We start from the raw sequence: 19,942 nt of genomic DNA, 5'->3' as shown, positions 1-19,942 counted from the left end.
GTCAAGTGGAGATCGAGACGAGCAGCCCCGGTGGGGCCCTGGAGCATCGAAGACTAGCCGTCGGCGGGGCGCGACGGCCAGGCGACGAACCCGGCGGCGACACCTGGACCGAAAAGGCGTTCGGACGTCCGGCGGACCTGCCGGGCGGGGCGCATTGGCTCGACGACGAGTACAGGAGACGCGAGATGACGAACCACCGCAGGACGTCGGCGACGAAGGCCGTGGCCTCGACGCTGGTGATCGGCCTGACCGCTCTCGGCCTCGCCGCGTGCGGCGGCTCCGACGAGGGCGACGACGCCCCCGCGACCGCCGGCGCCGGAGGTGCCGAGGGCGTCGACGACGGCAGCACGCTCACGCTGTGGACGCGAGCACCCCTCGAGAAGCAGGCGAACCTGCTCGTGGACGCCTACAACGAGAGCCACGAGAACCAGGTGGAGCTGACCATCGTCCCCAACGACGACTACGTCGCGAAGGTCGGCGCGGCCGCCGGCAGCGACGGGCTGCCGGACCTCTTCGCCGCGGACATCGTGTACGTGCCGAACTGGGTCGAGCAGGGGCTCTTCCAGGACGTCACGAGCCGCATCGACCAGCTCGACTTCGCGGACGAGATCAACCCGGGCCACCTCGAGGCGGGCACGTACGAGGACGCCGAGCACGTCCTGCCGTTCGTCCTCGACGTGTCGGTGATGTTCTACAACAAGGACCTCTACGAGCAGGCCGGCCTCGACCCCGAGGCCGGGCCGACGTCCCTCGAGGAGTTCGCCGAGCAGGCCAAGGCGGTCGACGCGCTCGGCGGCGGCGTCGACGGCACGTTCTTCGGCGGCAACTGCGGCGGGTGCCTCGTCTTCACGTGGTTCCCGATGATCTGGGCCGCGGACGAGGACGTCATGAACGCCGAGGGCACGGAGTCGCTCCTCGCGAGCGACACCGCGCAGGAGGTGTACGCCACCTACAAGGACCTCGTCGACTCCGACGCGGTCGGCGCCGGCTCGCGCGACGAGACCGGCGCGACCTGGGTCGCCCCGTTCCAGGAGGGCAAGATCGGCGTCATGCCGTACCCGGCGACGCTCCTGTCGACGGCGGACGAGACCGTGGACGTGGGCGTCGCGCCGATCCCCGGCCCCGACGGCGGCGGCTCGACCTTCGTCGGCGGCGACGGCATCGGCATCTCCAAGGACAGCGAGAAGGCCGACCAGGCCTGGAACTTCCTGTCCTGGCTGATGTCCGAGGAGGCGCAGGTCGAGGTCCTCGCGCAGAACGGCGACGTCGTCTCGCGCGCCGACCTGGTCGACAACGAGTACTCCTCGGCCGACCCCCGCGTCGTGACGATCAACGAGGTCGCCGCCGCCGGTCGCACGCCGGTCGCGCGCAACTTCCAGCAGGCGTTCAACGCGCCGAACAGCCCGTGGATGACCCTGGTCCGCAACGCCGTGTTCGAGGACGCCTCGAGCATCGAGGAGGACAACGAGGAGATCACCGCGGTGCTCTCCCAGTAGCAGGACCGCGCCGCCGCCGTCGACCGGCCCTCCGCCGTCCGGCGGCGGCGCGACCCTCGAGCGTCCCTCCGCCCGAACCTGGAGACCGTCATGTCCGTGCAGTCCGCCCCGTCGTCCTCGCGACGCCAGGGACAGCAGCTCCCGCCGACCGGGGACACCGGGTCGCGCACCCGGTCCGGCGCGCCGCCGAGGCGCCGGCGCCCCGGTCGCTCGCAGTCCGCGCGCGGCTGGGCCTACGCCGCGCCGACCGCGATCTTCGTCCTCGTCTTCTTCGTCCTGCCGGTGCTCCTCGTCGGCCAGATGTCCGCCTCCGACTGGCCCCTCCTGTCCGGGAACCAGGGGCCGAACTTCCCGGAGAACTTCCAGGACGCGGTCGACAACCGCTTCTTCTGGGACTCGGTCGTCTTCACGCTGAAGTACACCGTCATCGCGACCGTCCTCCTCATCGGCCTCGGCCTCGGACTCGCACTGCTGGTCCAGGAGTCGACGCACTGGAAGAGCTTCCTGCGCACCGCCGTCCTCGTGCCGAGCGCGCTCGGCCTCGCGTCGGCGTCGCTGCTCTTCTACGCGCTGTACTCGCCGCAGGTCGGGCCGATCTCGCCCGTGCTGGAGTCGCTCGGCATCGTCGACGAGCCCGTGTCGTTCCTCGGCACGCCCGACGGCGCGCTGTGGTCCACGGTCTTCCTCGTCGTCTGGCGCTTCGCGGGCTTCTACATGCTCCTGCTCATGGTCGGTCTCCAGGGCATCCCGCACGAGGTGTACGAGGCCGCGCGCATGGACGGCGCGAGCCGCTGGCAGACCTTCTCGCGCGTCACGCTCCCGCTGCTGCGACCGTCGCTCGCGCTGTGCACGATCCTCTGCGTCACCGGGTCCCTGCTGGCCTTCGACCAGTTCTACATCCTCACGAAGGGCGGGCCGGACAACAGCACGATCACCGTGGTCCAGCTCATCTACAACGTGGCCTTCCAGGGGCAGAACGACCTGGGCGTCGCAGCCGCGCTGTCGATCATCGTGCTCGCCGCCCTCGTGCTCATCAACCTCGCGCAGATCCGTGCGATGCGCGCCCCCCAGGAGAAGTGACATGACCGGAACCGCCACCGCACCGGCCCCCGCCCGGCCCGCGCCGCGCGGGCAGGCACCGCGCGCCCGCATCGCCGGCGTCGTCACGCGCACCCCCTACTGGGTGCTCACCGGCGGGCTCGCGCTCGTCTTCCTCTTCCCGCTCGTGTGGGCGGGCGTCGCGTCGGTCTCGCCCCAGCCCGGGTCCAACCAGGTCGACGGGTGGGGCTTCGGGAACTACGTGACGCTCGCCGGCTACCAGGCCGGGGTCGTGCAGTACCTGTGGAACTCCGTCGTCGTCTCGGGGCTCACCGTGCTCTTCACGCTCGGTGTCTCGCTGCTCGGCGGCTACGCGTTCGCGCGCTTCCGCTTCCCCGGCCGCGACGTGCTGTTCCTCGTGACGCTCGCGATCCTCATGGTCCCGTACGCGACGCTGCTCATCCCGCTCTACGTGCTGCTCAACGAGATCGGCCTGCAGAACTCGCTCGTCGGGCTGTCGCTCGTGCTCGCGATGTTCCAGCTGCCGTTCGCGACGTTCATGATGCGCATCTCGTTCGAGTCGGTGCCGCGCGAGCTCGACGAGGCCGCGCTCGTGGACGGCTGCTCGTCGTTCGGCGCGCTGTGGCGCGTGCTGCTGCCCGCGGTCAAGCCCGGGCTCATCACGGTCGGGCTGTTCGCGTTCCTCGCCGCGTGGAACGACTTCGTCGCCCCCCTCATCCTCATCACCGACTCCACGAAGGCCCCCTTGCCGCTCGCCGTCGCGAACATGCGCCAGCAGGTCATGGGCATCGTCGACTACGGCGCGACCCAGGCGGGCGTCGTCGTGCTCGCCGTCCCGTGCATCGTCCTGTTCCTGCTGCTCCAGCGCCACTACGTGCGGGGCTTCATGTCGGGCGCGCTGAAGGGATGACCGCCGACCGGGCGTCCACGACGCCGCCCCCCACCCCGTCGCCGCGAGGCGGCCTCCCCGACGACCCGGGCGGACTCGCCGCCCCCGGAGGTTCTCCCATGACCATGACACCGTCGCGCCCGGCCGCGACCCCCTCACCGGCGACGCGACCGCGACCGACGGCGGGCGCCCGGTCGTCCCGGCCTCGGGCCGGCTGCAGCCGCTCGGCCTCGCCCAGGTGCGCATCACGGACGGCTTCTGGGCCCGGCGCCAGGAGGTCAACCGCGCCGCGACGCTCGGGCACATCGAGCACTGGCTCGAGCACGAGGGCTGGCTGCCGAACTTCGACCTGGCGGTCCGGGGCGGGCTGCCCGAGGGCCGCCGTGGGCGGGAGTTCAGCGACTCCGAGGTCTACAAGCTGCTCGAGGCGATGGCGTGGGAGCTCGGCCGGCAGCACGACCCGGAGCTCGAGGAGCGGTTCCACGCGATCGTGCGACGCGTCGCCGCCGCGCAGGACCCCGACGGCTACATCGGCACGATGTTCGGCCGTCCCGGCCAGGGAGCCCGGTACTCCGACCTCGAGTGGGGGCACGACCTGTACTGCCAGGGCCATCTCATGCAGGCGGCGGTGGCCCGCGCCCGCACGGGGCACCGCGACGACCAGCTGGTCGAGGTGGCCCGCCGCTCGGCGGACCACGTCTGCGCGACCTTCGGTCCGACGGGGAACCAGGGGGTGTGCGGCCACGCGGAGATCGAGGTGGGTCTCGCCGAGCTCGGCCGTGCGCTCGACCAGCCGCGGTACCTGCGCCAGGCGGCGCTCTTCGTCGAGCGTCGCGGGCACGGCACGCTCGCCGACATCGAGTGGGGACGTTCGTACTACCAGGACGACGTGCCGGTGCGCGACGCCGAGGTGTTCCGCGGCCACGCGGTGCGGGCCAACTACCTCGCGGCGGGTGCGCTCGACGTCGGGGTCGACGCGCGCGACGACGCCCTCGTCGAGGCCGTCGCCCGGCAGTGGGCGCGGACGACCGCGGCCCGCACGTACGTCACCGGCGGCCAGGGCTCCCACCACCAGGATGAGGCGTTCGGCGAGGACTTCGTCCTCCCGCCCGACCGCGCCTACTCCGAGACGTGCGCCGCCGTGGGCTCGGTCATGGTCGCGTGGCGGCTCCTGCTCGCGCGGGGCGACGCGCGCTACGCCGACGCCGTCGAGCGCGCGCTGTTCAACGTCGTCGCGACGTCGCCGTCGGACGACGGCCGGGCCTTCTACTACGCGAACACGCTCCACCAGCGCGTCCCGGGTGAGCCCGCCGCGACCGACGTCGCGAGCGCGCGCGCCGAGTCGTCCCTGCGTGCGCCGTGGTTCCACGTGTCGTGCTGCCCCCCGAACGTCGCGCGCACGTTCGCGAGCCTCGCGGCGTACGTCGCCACCGTGGACCACGGGGGGGTGCAGCTCCACCAGTACGCGACGAGCGAGGTCCGCGCGACGCTCCCCTCCGGGGCGGCGGTCGCCCTGGACGTCGAGACCGCCTACCCCGCGGACGGGCGCGTGCGCGTGCGGGTCGTCGAGGCGCCCCCGGGGCGCTGGGCGCTGACGCTGCGCGTGCCCGCGTGGTCGCCGACGGCGACGCTCACGGTGGACGACGGCACGGCGCGCACGGTGCCCGCGGGACCGGTCGCCGTGCCGGACCTCAGGGAGGGCAGCGTCGTCGTCCTCGACCTCGACACCGCGCCGCGGTTCCTGCGGCCCGACGACCGGATCGACGCGGTCCGGGGGTGCGTCGCGGTGCAGCGCGGACCGGAGGTCCTGTGCGTCGAGTCGGTCGACCTGCCCGACGGGCGCGACGTCGCCGACCTGCGCGTCGACCCCTCGGTCGCCCCGCGCGAGGTCGACGGGCGCGTCGTGGTGCGCGGCGTCGTCGTCGACCACGGGCGGACGGCCCCGTGGCCCTACGCGCCGGAAGGTGCGGCACGCGGCGCCCGCACCGCCGAGGACGACGGGGCGGCGGGGATCGACGTGCCGCTCGTGGCCTACCACGACTGGGCGAGCCGCGGACCGTCGACGATGCGGGTCTGGCTCCCGACGACCTGACGCGGCTCAGACCGGGAGCCGGTAGGCCTCGCCGTCCTGCTCGACCAGCCCGTCCTCGACGAGGCTCGCGACGCACCGGTCGAGCTGGGCGGCGTCGGGCCACGACCCCGTGACGACGTCCCGGGGGAGCGGGCCCGGCGCGTCGCGCAGGAGGGCCATGACCCGTCCTCGGACCTGGCGGTCCGTGCCGGCCCACGCCTGCGTCCGGCGCCGGTCCGCGTGGGCGTCCGCGGGGCGGCCGGCGCGCCGCCACGCGCACAGGTCCTCGACGGGGCACGCGCCGCACCGGGGTGCCCGGGCGGTGCACACGAGCGCACCCAGCTCCATCGACGCGGCGGCCCACAGGGTCGCCGCGTCGTCGTCGGCAGGCGCGGCCGCCTGCGCGAGCCGCCTCTCCGCCGCCGTGTAGGACGGCGCGGGGAGCGCGACGCCCTCGACGGCCCGTGCGAGGACGCGCCGCACGTTCGTGTCGACCACGACGGCGCGGCGCCCGTGCGCGAACGCGGTGACGGCGGCGGCCGTGTACTCGCCGACCCCGGGCAGCGCGCGCAGCGCCTCCTCCCCGGCGGGCACGACCCCGTCGTGGCGGTCGACGACGGCGCGCGCGCAGTCCTGCAGGCGCAGCGCCCGCCGCGGGTAGCCCAGCCGGCCCCACGCACGCAGGACGTCGGCCGTCGACGCCGCCGCGAGCGCGGCAGGGGTCGGCCAGCGGTCCATCCACTCCCGCCAGACGGGCTCGACCCGCACGACCGGCGTCTGCTGCAGCATGACCTCGCTGACGAGGACGCCCCACGCGCTCCGGTCGGGGGAGCGCCACGGCAGGTCGCGGGCGGTGCGCGCGAACCACCGCCCGACGGCGCCGCGCAGCTCGGCGAGGGCGTCGACGGGGGTCGTGCGGTCGTGCTCGTCGGGCACCTGGGCTGCCTCTCGGTGGTCAGGTCGTCAGGTCGTCAGGTCGACACCGGGCATCGGGGGCCGGGCGCCGGACGTGCCCATTCTCCCCGAGGTCGCGGGACCCCGGCGCGGCTCGAACGGCATCGGTGCGCCCCGAACTAGCGTGGGCACGGACCGGACCGCGCAGCGCCGTCCCGGACGACCAGCTTCTGCACCCCTGGAGGACCCCGTTGAGCACGCCGCGGACGAGCACCGCCCGACGAGGCGCCGGCGCCCCACCCCCCCGCGGCGTCCTCTGGCGTCGTCGCGTTGTCGCGGTCGCGCTCCTCGCGGCCCTCGTCGTGGCGCTGGTCCTGCTGGGGCAGGTCGTCGTCCGCGCCGTGCAGCCGATGCTCGGGGGCGGCGCGCCGCAGGAGGGCCGGACGGCGCCGCCCACGCCGGAGGCGGCCGGACCGCCCCAGGACTGCGGCGCCGCGTCGCTCGAGCTCTCCGTCGCACCCGCGAAGGCCGAGTTCACCGAGAACGAGGCGGTCGCCCTGGCCGTGACGATGCGCCACGTCGGAGCGCGGCCGTGCCTCGTCGACGGCTCCGACGCGGTGCGCCGGGTGCTCGTGCGGTCCGGGGACGAGCTCGTGTGGTCCTCGGCGCACTGCGCGTCGGGCGAGAACCTGCTGCTCATGAGCCGCGGCGACGAGGTCGCGGCGACCGTGCGGTGGGACATGCGCCGCTCGGTGGAGGGCTGCGCGCCGGACCAGCCCGTGGCGGCGCCGGGAACGTACACCGCGCTCGTGAGCGTCGCCGGCGTCGACGGGGCGACGAGCGACCCCGCCACGTTCACGATCCTCGGGCCGGCTCCGGCGGAGACGGAGCAGCCGGCCGACGAGCCGACCGATCAGCCGGCCGACGAGCCGACCGATCAGCCGGCCGACGAGCCGGCGACCGAGGGCGACAACCCTGCCGAGCAGCCCGCGCCGCCGGCGGACGAGGCGTCGGCCGGGGACGGGACGGCCGCCGGGGGCTCCCCGGCCGGGTAGCGCAGCCTCCCGGCGCTCGCGCCGCTCCGCCGCCCCTCGGCGACGCAGACCGAAAACCGCTCGACACGTTTTCGAGACGCCTCCGCGAAGTTCGGCTGCGCGGCTCGCCTGCGGTGAGTGCCCGGAGCCGCGGAATGGCGCGGATCGGCGAGAAATCGCCGATCCGCGCAGTCGTCGCCGATGCGGCGGTCTGCTCGACGGATTGCCGAAAAGCATTGCGGGCGCGTGCAGACGCTGGTTGACTGGCGAGCGGCTGGCGATCTCGACCTCGAGACGCCCAGGTGCTCACGGGGCGGTGGCACGGAGGCGCGCTGACGCGCTCACCCGGCGTCTGTCCCGCGGGTCGTGGGCGTCGAGGCGAGACGCGAGCAGGGTGCGTGGTCGTCGCAGGTGCGACGGGGCGCGGCACGGGACGTCGTCGTCCCGTGCCGGCGAGCCGGCGACGGTGCCCTGTCCCGTTCCGGTTCCCGATGGAGAGGACACAGTGATGTCGGGAAGAACGTTGAGAAGGGTCGTCGCCTCGGCGATGACGGGCGCGCTCGCCGTCACGGGCGTCGCGCTGGTACCGGCGAGCGCGCACGCCGACGTGCTGCCGGGCAACGAGAGCGACGTGGGGGTGTACACGAACGGCGAGACCGACTCGATGGACATCGGCGACCCCACGTACACGGGGGTCGGCGCCGTCAGCGCCGCGCTCGCGCCCGGGGTCCCGTGGACCGCCGGATCCATGCACGGGTCGATCTTCGAGAAGGACCTCGCCGCGGGCGGCACCGACTACTACCTGGACCGTGTCCTGGGCGTGACGGGCACGGCGGGCAACGGCGTGCTGCAGACGCGCGGGCGGTCGCTGTACCTGCGCGGCGGCAGCAACTGGAACGTCATGGGCTTCGCCGGGTCCGCCTTCGCCGGCGGGCCGAACAACCTCGGCAACCTCTACACCGTGACGGTCCCGGGGCAGACGGTCACCGAGGTCGGGGCGCAGCGGTTCAACGCGCCGAGCCACGCGACGGCGCGGTACACCGTCGGCACCACGGGCGTCACCGCCGACCTCAAGAAGCTCATCACGTACGACAACGTCGCGCTCACCACGATCACCTTCACGAACCCGGGTGCGGCCGACGCGTCGTTCACGGTCCGTGCGGCGTCGCCGCTCGCGACCACGTCGACCGACGCGCCGGACGAGCTCACGGGCACGCGCACCCTGACGAGCGGCGCGAACAACGGCCTGGTCGACACGCCGTGGTCGACGGTGACCGTCGGCCTGAAGGCCGAGGGCTTCGAGCGGTCGGGCACGAACCTGGACCGCGCCGTGACGGTGCCGGCGGGAGGCTCGGTCGAGCTGTCGGTCGTGGGCGTCCTCGGGTCCGACGCCCTGCCGCAGTCCTTCGAGCAGTTCGACGAGTACGCGGCGATGGCGCCGGCGGAGGCGTTCCGTGACGGCGTCACGGCGTTCAACCGGCAGTGGGCGCAGGACATCCCGTACATCGACGTGCCGAGCGACGCCATCGAGAAGGCGATCGTCTACCGCTGGTGGGGGGAGCGCTACAACAGCCTCGACACCAACGAGCCCGGTTACGTCTACCAGTACCCGACGACGATCGAGGGCGTGAACCTGTACCAGAACTCGGTCGCCCTCACGCAGCCGATGCACCTGCAGGACACGAAGTGGATCCGCAACCCGTACCTCGGGTACGGGCAGATCCTCAACATCGGCGAGCTCTCCGGCTCGTCGGCGTTCCTCGACAGCCCGGGGCACACGAGCTGGAACAACCACTACTCGCAGTACCTCGGCACCGCGGGCCTCGAGGCGTACAACGTGCACGGCGGCGGTCCGGCGGTCGCCGAGCGCTTCGCGACGTACTTCGAGGGCGACGGCGAGGGCCAGCTCGAGCACTACGACGGCAACGACGACGGCCTCATCGCCTACGACACCAACTACATGCCGGGGAACGACTCGGACGCGATCTCGTTCGGGTTCCCCAAGGTGAACGCCGGGGCGCCGGGTGCGCGCACGATCGAGCGGCCGGAGTCGGCCTACGTCTGGGGCGACTTCGACGCGGCCGCGCAGCTGTACGCGATGTCCGGTGCCGACGACGCCAAGGTCGGGGAGATGCACGCGAAGGCCGACGAGATCCGGACGGCGGTCCTGGACCGGCTCTGGAGCGAGTCGGCCCGCATGTTCCTCGCGGGCACGTCGCACGGTGCGCGGTCCGCCCCGACCTCGAACAACGGCGCGGCGAACCCGCTGCCGGAGGCGGAGCGCGACCTCATCCCGGCGCGCGAGTCCAACCTCTACGACGTCTACGCCCAGGACCTCATCCCGGTCGAGGACGCCGAGCAGTACGTCGACGGGTTCCGCTTCCTGCGGTACGGGGACAACTTCCCGATCTTCCCGTTCTACACGGCGAACCAGTACGACAAGACGAAGTACAACATCGGCGGGTCGAACAACTTCTCCAACATCAACTTCACCGTCCAGTACCGCGCCGTGCGCTCCGCGCTGCGGCACTACGACCCCGAGCAGAAGTACGTGACGCCCGAGTACGCCGCACGGCTGCTCGACTGGATGGCGTGGAGCGTCTACCCGGGCGGCGACGTGCGCGCGCCGAACCAGGCCGAGTACTACTCGAACTGGAACCCGGCCACGCAGACGTACAACCGCAACAACCCGAACCACGTGATGCTCGGCAACATGAACTACATCTACGTCGAGGACATGGGCGGCATCCAGCCGCGGTCCGACGACAAGATCGAGCTCTGGCCGATCGACCTCGGGTACGACCACTTCATGGTCAACAACCTGCGCTACCACGGCCAGGACGTCACGATCGTGTGGGACGAGGACGGCTCGCACTACGGCCTGGGCGAGGGCTACTCGCTCTTCGTCGACGGCGAGCGCAAGGCGACCGCCGACGCGCTCGGCCGGTTCGTCTACGACCCGGCGGCAAACACGGTCGTCGAGTCCGACGAGGGTCTCGCGGTCACGGTCGTCGACGACGAGGGCGCCGACGTGCCGACGGCCGTCGACACCCCGATCGACGACGAGCGGGTCGTGTCCTACCTGAGGACGGCCGGCATCGACCTCACGGAGGATGCGGAGAACCTCGCGCTCGGCGCCGAGCTCTCGTCGTCCGCCACGCAGGAGGGTCCGCGGCCGACGCCGTGGCGCCAGTTCCACACGCCGGGCTGGAGCACGGGGTCGATGAACTACACCCCGGGTGCCGTCAGCACGACCGAGCAGCCCGTGTCGCTCGCCGCCGTCACCGACGGCACGACGGTCAACGAGCCCTACTGGGGCAACTACGGGACCGAGGGAGACACCGGGTACGTCGAGCTCGACCTCGGTGAGCCGACGTCGTTCGACAACGTCAAGGTGTGGTTCGTCAGCGACCGGCAGGCGGGCGGCTACCGCGAGCCGTCGCGGTACTCGATCCAGGTCCCCGACGGCTCCGGCGGCTGGGCCACGGTGCCCGACGCGTTCAAGGCACCCAAGGTCCCCGGGCCGAAGTTCAACGAGGCGCTCTTCGAGACCGTCACGACGGACCGCGTGCGGGTGGCCTTCACGAACACGCCGTCGTTCTGGACGGCGATCTCGGAGATCCAGGTCTTCGACTCCGGTCGAGACGTCCCCGAGGTGGTCAACGACGCTCCGTCGGTCTCGGTGAACGTCGACCGCTCCAAGGACGGCAACCTCTCCACGAGCCTCGTCGGCACGGTGACGGACGACGGCATCCCCGACGACGGCGAGCTCACGTACGGGTGGTCGACGGTGTCGGCGCCGGACGGTGCGGGCGTGATCTACGGCGACGCCGGGGCGCTGCGGACGACGGTGACGGGCACCGAGCCGGGAACGTACGTCTTCCGGCTCAGCGCCTCCGACGGCGAGCTGACGACCGAGCGCGACGTCGAGGTCGAGCTCACCGAGAAGGCCACCTCGGCCGAGTTCGGTGCGCTCGCGACGATCACGACGAGCGGGTCGGCGTCGTGGGAGAACCCGCTGCGCGTCAACGAGGCGACCACCCCGGCGAGCTCGAACCCCGGCGCCGGCAACGGCTGGGGCACGTGGGGGCAGCCCGCGAACGGGACGAGCCCGCAGAACGCGGCGTGGATCCGGTACGCGTGGGAGTCCCCGGTGCTCGTCGCGTCGACCGACCTCTACTGGTACGACGACAACGGCGGGACGCGCATGCCGCGCGCGGACACGTACGTCGTCGAGCACTCGCAGAACGGCACCGACTGGACGCCCGTCACGCTCACCGGTGGCTCGACGTACGCGGGCGCGCTCCAGCGCAACGCGTACAACCACCTCGAGTTCGAGGCCGTCGAGGCGCAGTACCTGCGGGTCCGGATCACCGGCGTGCAGGGCACGGGTGCCGGGACCGGCGTCCTGCGGTGGCGCGTCAACGGCGACACCGTGGACACCGTGGCCAGCCCGGTCATCATGCGCACGGTCACCGGCGAGGTGCCCACGCTCCCGTCGGCTCTCGACGTCGTGTACTCGAGCGGGCGCCGCGGCACGGTCGACTTCACCTGGCAGCCGATCACGCCGGCCATGGTGGCGGAGACCAACGTCGAGCCGTTCGTCGTCTACGGCACGAACACCACGTACGGGCTCATCGCCGAGGCGCGGGTCTACGTGCGGCCGGAGAGCTCGCAGGGCGGCATCTCGATCCAGGGCGCCGAGCAGTTCGAGCAGAGCGTCGACGTCGGCGAGCAGCCCTGGCTGCCCACGAAGGTCGAGGTGTCGTACAACGACGGGTCGCGCGACAACCAGGCGATCGGCGTCGAGTGGGACTACGACGAGTCGGTCGTCGACCAGCCGGGCGTCTACGTCATCCAGGGCGACCTCGTCCTGCCGGACTACGTGAGCACCGCCGGCACCACGACGACGACGCTCACCCTCACGGTCGGCGACGGCGTGCCCGTCGGTCCCCAGGTCTCGGTCACGGCCGAGACGCGGTGCCTCGCGGGCAAGGTCTACGTGGCGGTCCGGGCGACCAACGACGACGACGCGGCGCTCACGGTGCGTCTCGACACCGCGTTCGGCACCCGGACCGTGGCCGACGTGGCGCCGGGCAAGAACGCCTACCAGTCGTTCGCGGCGCGGGCGACGGGCGTCGACGCCGGAGAGGTCACGGTCGTGGCCACGGACGCCGAGGGGAGGTCGACGACCGTCACCGAGCAGTACGACGCGCGCAGCTGCGGCTGAGCGCCGGCTCACCGGGGCGGGGCGGCGGGTCCTCCCGCCGTCCCGCCCCGGCGCGCGCGGCGTCTCCCGCGTAGGGTGGCGCGCGACGCAGGACGTCCCGACGTGGGGTGGGGTGGCGTGATGGTGGCGAGGCCGTGAGCATCCTCGTCGGTGCGGTCGTGACGGCGGTCGTGACCGCGCTGGCGGTCGTGGCGATGCTGTTCGCGCGTCGCCGCGCGCCGGCCGGCAGCAGGTTCGCCGACGGCGACCGGGCGGCCGGCGTCTTCGGCGTCGTCGCCACCGGGTTCTCGGTGCTCCTCGGCTTCATCGTCTTCCTCGCCTTCGAGTCGTACGACGAGGCGCGAACCGGCGCCCAGGCCGAGGCGCGGATCGTCGTGCAGCAGCTCGAGACGGCGCAGTTCCTCGCCGACCCCGACGCCGCCGAGCTCTCCGGCGAGCTCGTGTGCTACGCCCGGTCGGTGGTCAGCCTCGAGTGGGAGCAGATGGCGGACGGGGAGCTCGGTGACGCCGTGAACCCCTGGGGCGTCGAGCTCTTCGAGACGATCCGCGGGGTCGTTCCGGCCTCCGACACGGAGCAGTCCGCGTACGACCGGTGGCTCGCCCAGGAGGCGGACCGCGAGGAGGCGCGCCAGTCGCGGGTGCACGGCGCCGAGGGACTCATCCCGCTGCCGCTGTGGCTCGTCCTCTATGCCGTCTCCGCGACGATCTTCGTCCTCCTCCTGTTCTTCGCCGACTCCGCCGAGGGGGCGGCCACCCAGGGTGTCCTCATGGGCAGCGTCGTCCTGGTCATCACCCTCCTGCTGTGCCTCCTCGCGTTCTTCGACCGTCCGCACGGCCACGAGGTCGGCAAGCTCCGGCCGACGGCGATGGAACGCACCCTCGTGCTGCTCGAGCTCGAGTCCGACGCGGCGGGCGTCGTCGTCGACGCGCCGTGCGACGAGCAGGGACGGCCGCTGGCCGCGGCGGGCGGGTCGTGACCGCTCCGTGCCGGCCGCCTGCCGCTCCTGACCGCTCCTGACAGCCCGTGAACAGCTCCTGACAACTCCTGACAGGACCGAGGGCGGCCCGCTCGGGGGCGGCCCTCTGGGCGGACGGGGCCGCCGCTCGCCGACCCACGGGAGGCTCTTTACTTCAAACGATGCGCGGTCGCAACTGGGCGCGAAGTAATCAACTTTCGTATTGGCATCGGCAAAAGTGCGGGGTAGGGTCGACCGCGTGACGCGGGAGAACTCTCCCGTCGTCGCGGTGGGGCTCTCGTCGCAGAGGGCTCCCAGCCTGTCTGGAGGTCCACCGATCCGTGCGGGGCGGCACGACGAACGGTCACGACGCCTTGCTCAGGATCCGGGCCGCCGGCTCCTCGATCCACGTCAAGGAGGACGTTGTGCACAGACCAACCACGGGCCGCCGATGGCTGTCCCGAACCATCGCCGCGGCGGTGTCCGCCGCAGTGGTGGTACCCCTGTCGATCAGCGGGGCGAGCGCTCATCCCGGTCATGAGGATCCACCGCCTGCCGGGGATCCGGCGACGGACTGGAACCAGTACGAGAAGACCCTGATCACGAAGAACACGGGCGAGCCGATCGACCTGGCCGTGCTCCCCGACTCCCGGATCCTGCACACCGCCCGCAACGGCGTCGTGCGGCTCACCGACCCGGCGACCGGGCGGACGACGCAGGCCGCCCAGCTCGACGTCTACGCGAACTCCGAGGACGGGCTGCAGGGCGTCTCGCTCGACCCGAACTTCGAGGAGAACAACTGGGTCTACCTCGTGTACGCGCCCCGCGTGATGGAGGGCACGTCGCCGAGCGGGGTCGAGTACCCCGAGACCACCCCGCAGGGGAGCGCGCCGAACTCGCTGCCCGCGGGCGAGGACGAGAGCTACTGGGACCAGTGGCTCGGCTACAACCAGCTCTCCCGGTTCACGTGGGACCCGGAGGCCGGCACGCTCGACCTGTCCAGCGAGCGCGAGATCATCAAGGTCGACGCCCAGCGCGGTCAGTGCTGCCACGTCGGGGCGGACATGGCCTGGGACGCCGACGGCAACCTGTTCCTGTCGACCGGTGACAACACCCCGGCCGGTACCCCGGGTGCCAACGGCTACGCGCCGATCAACAACGCGCCCGGCATGAACCCCGGCTTCGACGCTCGACGCGGCGCGGGCAGCACCAACGACCTGCGCGGCAAGATCCTGCGCATCAACCCGATCGAGGACCTGGCGGCGGACACCGAGGTCGGCCCCGGCAGCACCTACACGATCCCCGAGGGCAACCTGTTCGACGGCGCCGAGGAGCCCGACCTGGTGCGCGAGGAGATCTACGTGATGGGTGTGCGCAACCCGTTCCGGATCGACTACGACCTCGAGTCGGCCTCGCTGTCCTGGGGCGACTACGGCCCGGACGCCGGAGCCGCGCAGGCCGACCGCGGTCCGATGGGCTACGTCGAGTGGCAGCTCACGACCGAGCCCATGAACGGTGGCTGGCCGTACTGCCACGGACCGAACGCCGCCTACAACGAGTGGGACTACGCGACCGGTACGCCGGGCGACCAGTTCTTCGACTGCGAGGCCGGTCCCGAGAACAACTCGACGTGGAACACCGGGCTCGACCAGGTGCCGACGGTCGTCGCGCCGCAGGTCTACTACGGTGACAACCCGGGCGACCAGCCCGAGGTCCTCGACCCGCTGGTCGAGCTGGGCGGCGGCGGCCAGGCGCCCATGGGCGGGCCGATCTACCGCTTCGACGAGAACCTCGACTCGGACGTCAAGTTCCCCGAGTACTGGGACGGGCACCCGCTCATGGCGGAGTTCTCCCAGGACTACGTCGTCGCGCTCACGCTGGACGAGCTCTCGTCCGACGGGGTCGTGACGCAGGTCGAGGACTTCCTGCCGAACGCCCACCTGCAGACGGTCGGCCAGCCGATCTGGGACAACGTCATGGACATGGAGTTCGGTCCCGACGGCGCCCTCTACGTGCTCGAGTACGGTGACGGCTTCTTCCGCCAGAACCCCGACGCGGGCCTGTACAAGATCACCTACGGGGCCGACAACGCCACCCCGCGCGCGTCCATCTCCGCCGACCCGGTCTCCGGCAGCACCGCGCCGCTGGAGGTGACGTTCGACGCGTCGGCGACGTCCGACGCGGAGACGCCCAACGCCGAGCTCACGTTCGACTGGGACTTCGACGCCGACGGTGAGTACGACGCCCAGGGCGAGACCGTGACGCACACGTTCACGGAGCTCGGTCAGTTCAACGTGCAGCTGCGGGTCACCGACCCCGAGGGCAACTTCGGCCTCGCCATCCAGCAGATCACGGTCGGCAACACGGCCCCGGTGATCACGCTGGACCAGCCGGACGGCGCGATCTTCGACTGGGGCGACGCCGTGCCGTACACCGTCTCGGTGGAGGACGCCGAGGACGGCAACCAGCCGACGTGCCGCAACATCCAGTACACGTTCGGTCTCGGTCACAACACCCACGCGCACCCCGAGGTGAGCGGGCGCGCGGCGGCCACGGAGGCCGGCTGCGGGTTCACGATCCAGACGAGCGCGGACGCCGTCGAGCACGGTGAGGGCGAGAAGATCTTCGGCACCCTCGTCGTGACCTACACCGACACGGCGCAGGGCCAGGTGCCCGCGACGACCGGTGAGGCGACGCACATCCTCAAGCCCGAGGTGCAGCAGGCCGAGTGGTACGACGCGGCCGAGGGTGTCGAGGTCGTGGACGACGCGTCCGCCGGAGCCGGGGGCTACGTGTCCTCGCTCGACGAGGGCGACTCGTTCACCTACGCGCCGATCGCGCTGCACCACGCCCCGACCGGTGAGGCCATCAACGGCATCACCGTCCGCGGCAGCGGCGAGGGCACCGTGTCCCTGGGCTGGACGGCCGAGGGCACCGAGGGCACCGAGCCGCTCGCCGAGTTCGAGTTCACGGGCGAGGGCTGGCAGGACGTCACGGAGTGGCTGAGCAGCGTGCCCGAGGGCTCGGGCTCGATCGTCGTGACGAGCACGGGCGGGGTGGACGTCGACCAGGTGTCCTTCGCCGTCGGCGAGCCGCCGGTCGAGCCGGTCACCGTGCCGGTGGAGCAGGTGTCGGTCCAGATGTTCTCGCTGATCCCGTGGGTCGAGGAGGCGGGTCTGGAGGCCGTGCTCGAGCGTCTGAGCGAGATCGGCTTCCAGAACATCGAGCCGTTCGGCGGGAACTTCGCGGGCTACACGGCCGAGGAGTTCAAGGCGCTGGCCGACTCGTACGGTCTGAGCGTGAAGTCGTCGCACTACAACGTGAACGAGGACACGTTCGACGAGACCCTGGAGTACGTCACGACGCTGGGTCAGGAGTACGTGGGCTCGGGTGGCTTCCCCGCACCGGGGATCGGCACGTACGAGAACACGCTGGCCACGGCCGAGGCGATGAACCGTCTCGGTGAGCGGGCCGTGGACGCGGGGCTGGAGAAGTTCTTCGGCCACAACCACGACCAGGAGTTCCGCACGACGTACGAGCACGAGGGCGAGACGCTCTCGGCCTGGGAGATCCTGGTCCGCGAGACGAACCCGGAGTACGTGACGTTCCAGCTGGACGTGGCGTGGGCGGCTCACGCGGGTGTCGACGTGCCGGCGCTGATCGAGGAGTACGGCGACCGGATCGAGCTCCTGCACGTCAAGGACGCGGTCAACCTCAACGCCGGTGGTCGTCCGACGTTCACCAACCTCGGTGAGGGCGACGTCCCGCTGCAGGAGATCCTGGCCGCCGGCCAGGAGGCCGGTGTCGCGTACTACGTCATGGAGTACGACCTGGCTCCCGAGGGCGAGGACTTCGTGACCACCGGGTACGAGTACCTGACCGGCCTGCCGGCCGGCGAGCCGCAGGAGCCGGTCACGGTCCCCGTGGAGCAGGTGTCGGTCCAGATGTTCTCGCTCACCCCGTGGGTCAGCGAGGTCGGTCTTCCGGCCGTGCTCGAGCGTCTGAGCGAGATCGGCTTCCAGAACATCGAGCCGTTCGGCGGGAACTTCGCGGGCTACACGGCCGAGGAGTTCAAGGCGCTGGCCGACTCGTACGGCCTGAGCGTGAAGTCGTCGCACTACAACGTGAACGAGGACACGTTCGACGAGACCCTGGAGTACGTCACGACGCTGGGTCAGGAGTACGTGGGCTCGGGTGGCTTCCCCGCACCGGGGATCGGCACGTACGAGAACACGCTGGCCACGGCCGAGGCGATGAACCGTCTCGGTGAGCGGGCCGTGGACGCGGGGCTGGAGAAGTTCTTCGGCCACAACCACGACCAGGAGTTCCGCACGACGTACGAGCACGAGGGTGAGACGCTCTCGGCCTGGGAGATCCTGGTCCGCGAGACGAACCCGGAGTACGTGACGTTCCAGCTGGACGTGGCGTGGGCGGCTCACGCGGGTGTCGACGTGCCGGCGCTGATCGAGGAGTACGGCGACCGGATCGAGCTCCTGCACGTCAAGGACGCGGTCAACCTCAACGCCGGTGGTCGTCCGACGTTCACCAACCTCGGTGAGGGCGACATGCCGCTGCAGGAGATCCTGGCCGCCGGCCAGGAGGCCGGTGTCGCGTACTACGTCATGGAGTACGACCGGGCTCCTGACGGCGAGGACTTCGTGACCACCGGGTTCGAGTACCTCACCGGCATCCCGGCCGGGGAGAACGAGCGCACGGTCGCGGTGACGGCGCAGGCGAGGTGCCTCGCCGGCAACGCCTACCTCGCGGTCCGCGCGCTCAACGACGAGGACGTCCCGCTCACGATCTCGATCGAGACGCCCTACGGCAGCAAGACGTTCGAGAACGTCGCACCGGGCAAGAACGCCTACCAGTCGTTCAACACCCGGGGCGAGGCGGTCGACGGTGGGACGACCACCGTCACCGCGACGGACGCCGAGGGAGGGACGGCCACGGTCGAGACCGAGTACGCCGCGCACAGCTGCGGCTGACGAACCCTGACGACGGGTGAGGCGGGGTCCGACTCCGCCTCACCCGTCCCGGACGGACGGTGTGCCCGTCCCGGTCTCGCGACCGGGGCGGGCACACTGCTGCGTCAGGGAGGTGGCGGGCGCCGTCGGTGGCCGCACGACGTCGTGCCGGAACGGCCCGAGGGGTCAGACGTAGCGCTCGAGGATGCTCGACTCGGCGAGACGCGAGAGGCCTTCCCGCACGGCCCGCGCACGCTGCTCGCCCACGCCGTCGACGGCCATGAGGTCGTCGATGCTGGCGGCGAGGAGCTTCTGCAGGCCGCCGAAGTGGGCGACGAGCCGGTCGATGATGGTCCCGGGCAGGCGGGGCACCTTCGACAGGAGCCGGAAGCCGTGGGGCGCGACGGCCGCGTCGAGCGCGTCGCCACCACCCGGGAGGTCGAGAACGCGGCCGATCTGGCCGAGGTCGAGCAGCTGGGTCGAGTCGAGGCCGCCGAGCGACTTCTGCACCTCGGCGAGCGAGCGGTCCTTGCGGCCGAGGTCGACGTAGTCGCGGATCACGAACTCGCGGTCCGAGCCGATGCCGCCCATGAGCTCGTCGAGCTGGAGGGCGAGGAGGCGGCCGTCGGTGCCGAGCTCGATGACATACCCGGCGATCTCCTCGGAGATGCGCGCCACCATCTCGAGCCGCTGCACGACGGCGCACACGTCGCGGACGGTGACGAGGTCCTCGATCTCGAGCGCGGAGAGCGTCCCCGAGACCTCGTCGAGGCGCGCGCGGTAGCGCTCGAGCGTCGCGAGGGCCTGGTTCGCGCGCGACAGGATCGTGTCGGAGTCCTCGAGCACGTGCCGCTGGCCGCCGACGTAGAGCGCGACGATCCGCATCGACTGGCTCACGGAGATGACGGGGAAGCCCGCCTGCTTCGCGACGCGCTCGGCGGTGCGGTGGCGCGTCCCGGACTCGGTGGTCTCGATCGTGGGGTCCGGGAGGAGCTGGACCGCGGCGCGCAGGATGCGGTTCGCCTCACGGTCGAGCACGACGGCGCCGTCCATCTTCGACAGCTCGCGCAGCCGCGTCGCGGAGAACCCGACGTCGAGCACGAACCCGCCCGAGCACATCTCCTCGACGACCCGGTCCAGGCCGAGGACGATGAGCGCTCCCGTGCGTCCGCGCAGGATGCGTTCGAGGCCGTCGCGCAGCTCCGTGCCGGGTGCGACGGCGGCAAGGGTTTCCCGGAGCAGCTCGTCGGGGTGCGCGGGAGAGTTGGCCACGACGAAATCCTACGCTGCGGCGTCCTCCCGGACCCCTGACGGCGCGGCGCCGAGCGGGAAACCGGTCACGATCC

10 protein-coding genes are annotated in these 19,942 nt (G+C 71.8%); 8 read left to right on the top strand and 2 right to left on the bottom strand.

Annotation, left to right across the window (positions count from 1 at the left end):
* Positions 1-185 precede the first annotated feature (185 nt).
* The 4 genes from ACWPWV_RS02680 to ACWPWV_RS02665 all read left to right on the top strand — a co-directional run bounded on the left by ACWPWV_RS02680 (position 186) and on the right by ACWPWV_RS02665 (position 5,536).
* Positions 186-1,496 (top strand): ABC transporter substrate-binding protein, encoded by a 1,311-nt coding sequence (locus ACWPWV_RS02680; RefSeq protein ID WP_454041421.1) that lies wholly within the window; start codon positions 186-188, stop codon positions 1,494-1,496.
* A 90-nt stretch (positions 1,497-1,586) separates the two neighbouring features.
* Positions 1,587-2,576, top strand: a complete 990-nt coding sequence (locus ACWPWV_RS02675; RefSeq protein ID WP_454041420.1) for a carbohydrate ABC transporter permease — start codon at positions 1,587-1,589, stop codon at positions 2,574-2,576.
* 1 nt (position 2,577) lies between these two features.
* Entirely contained in the window at positions 2,578-3,465 is an 888-nt protein-coding gene (locus tag ACWPWV_RS02670) for a carbohydrate ABC transporter permease (RefSeq protein ID WP_454041419.1), read from the top strand.
* A gap of 217 nt (positions 3,466-3,682) precedes the next feature.
* Positions 3,683-5,536 carry a glycoside hydrolase family 127 protein gene (locus ACWPWV_RS02665; protein ID WP_454041418.1) on the top strand — a complete coding sequence of 618 codons (1,854 nt, stop codon included), beginning with the start codon at positions 3,683-3,685 and terminating at the stop codon, positions 5,534-5,536.
* Between the two features lie 6 nt (positions 5,537-5,542).
* Here ACWPWV_RS02665 and ACWPWV_RS02660 read toward each other — a convergent pair whose 3' ends face one another.
* On the bottom strand, positions 5,543-6,451 hold the full coding sequence (locus tag ACWPWV_RS02660) for an A/G-specific adenine glycosylase (protein ID WP_454041417.1): 909 nt from the start codon (positions 6,449-6,451) through the stop codon (positions 5,543-5,545).
* A gap of 209 nt (positions 6,452-6,660) precedes the next feature.
* On the opposite strand from ACWPWV_RS02660, the gene ACWPWV_RS02655 reads away from it, so the two are divergent.
* From ACWPWV_RS02655 to ACWPWV_RS02640, 4 genes are all read left to right on the top strand, one after another.
* Positions 6,661-7,464: a hypothetical protein gene (locus tag ACWPWV_RS02655; protein WP_454041416.1), complete on the top strand. Its 804-nt coding sequence runs from the start codon at positions 6,661-6,663 to the stop codon at positions 7,462-7,464.
* A 487-nt stretch (positions 7,465-7,951) separates the two neighbouring features.
* Complete coding sequence (locus tag ACWPWV_RS02650; protein ID WP_454041415.1) at positions 7,952-12,673, top strand: galactose-binding domain-containing protein; 4,722 nt, start codon at positions 7,952-7,954, stop codon at positions 12,671-12,673.
* Between the two features lie 134 nt (positions 12,674-12,807).
* Entirely contained in the window at positions 12,808-13,650 is an 843-nt protein-coding gene (locus tag ACWPWV_RS02645; protein WP_454041414.1) for a bestrophin-like domain, read from the top strand.
* Positions 13,651-14,108: 458 nt separating this feature from the next.
* Positions 14,109-18,617 carry a TIM barrel protein gene (locus ACWPWV_RS02640; RefSeq protein WP_454041413.1) on the top strand — a complete coding sequence of 1,503 codons (4,509 nt, stop codon included), beginning with the start codon at positions 14,109-14,111 and terminating at the stop codon, positions 18,615-18,617.
* 165 nt (positions 18,618-18,782) lie between these two features.
* Here the strand turns inward: ACWPWV_RS02640 and disA are convergent, their stop codons facing one another.
* A complete protein-coding gene (disA, locus tag ACWPWV_RS02635; RefSeq protein WP_454041412.1) occupies positions 18,783-19,868 on the bottom strand; it encodes a DNA integrity scanning diadenylate cyclase DisA in 1,086 nt (361 codons plus the stop codon).
* Between the last annotated feature and the right edge of the window lie 74 nt (positions 19,869-19,942).

The sequence above is a fragment of the Cellulosimicrobium sp. Marseille-Q8652 genome, from assembly GCF_965112045.1.
This window is presented reverse-complemented; position numbering and strand designations above follow the sequence as displayed.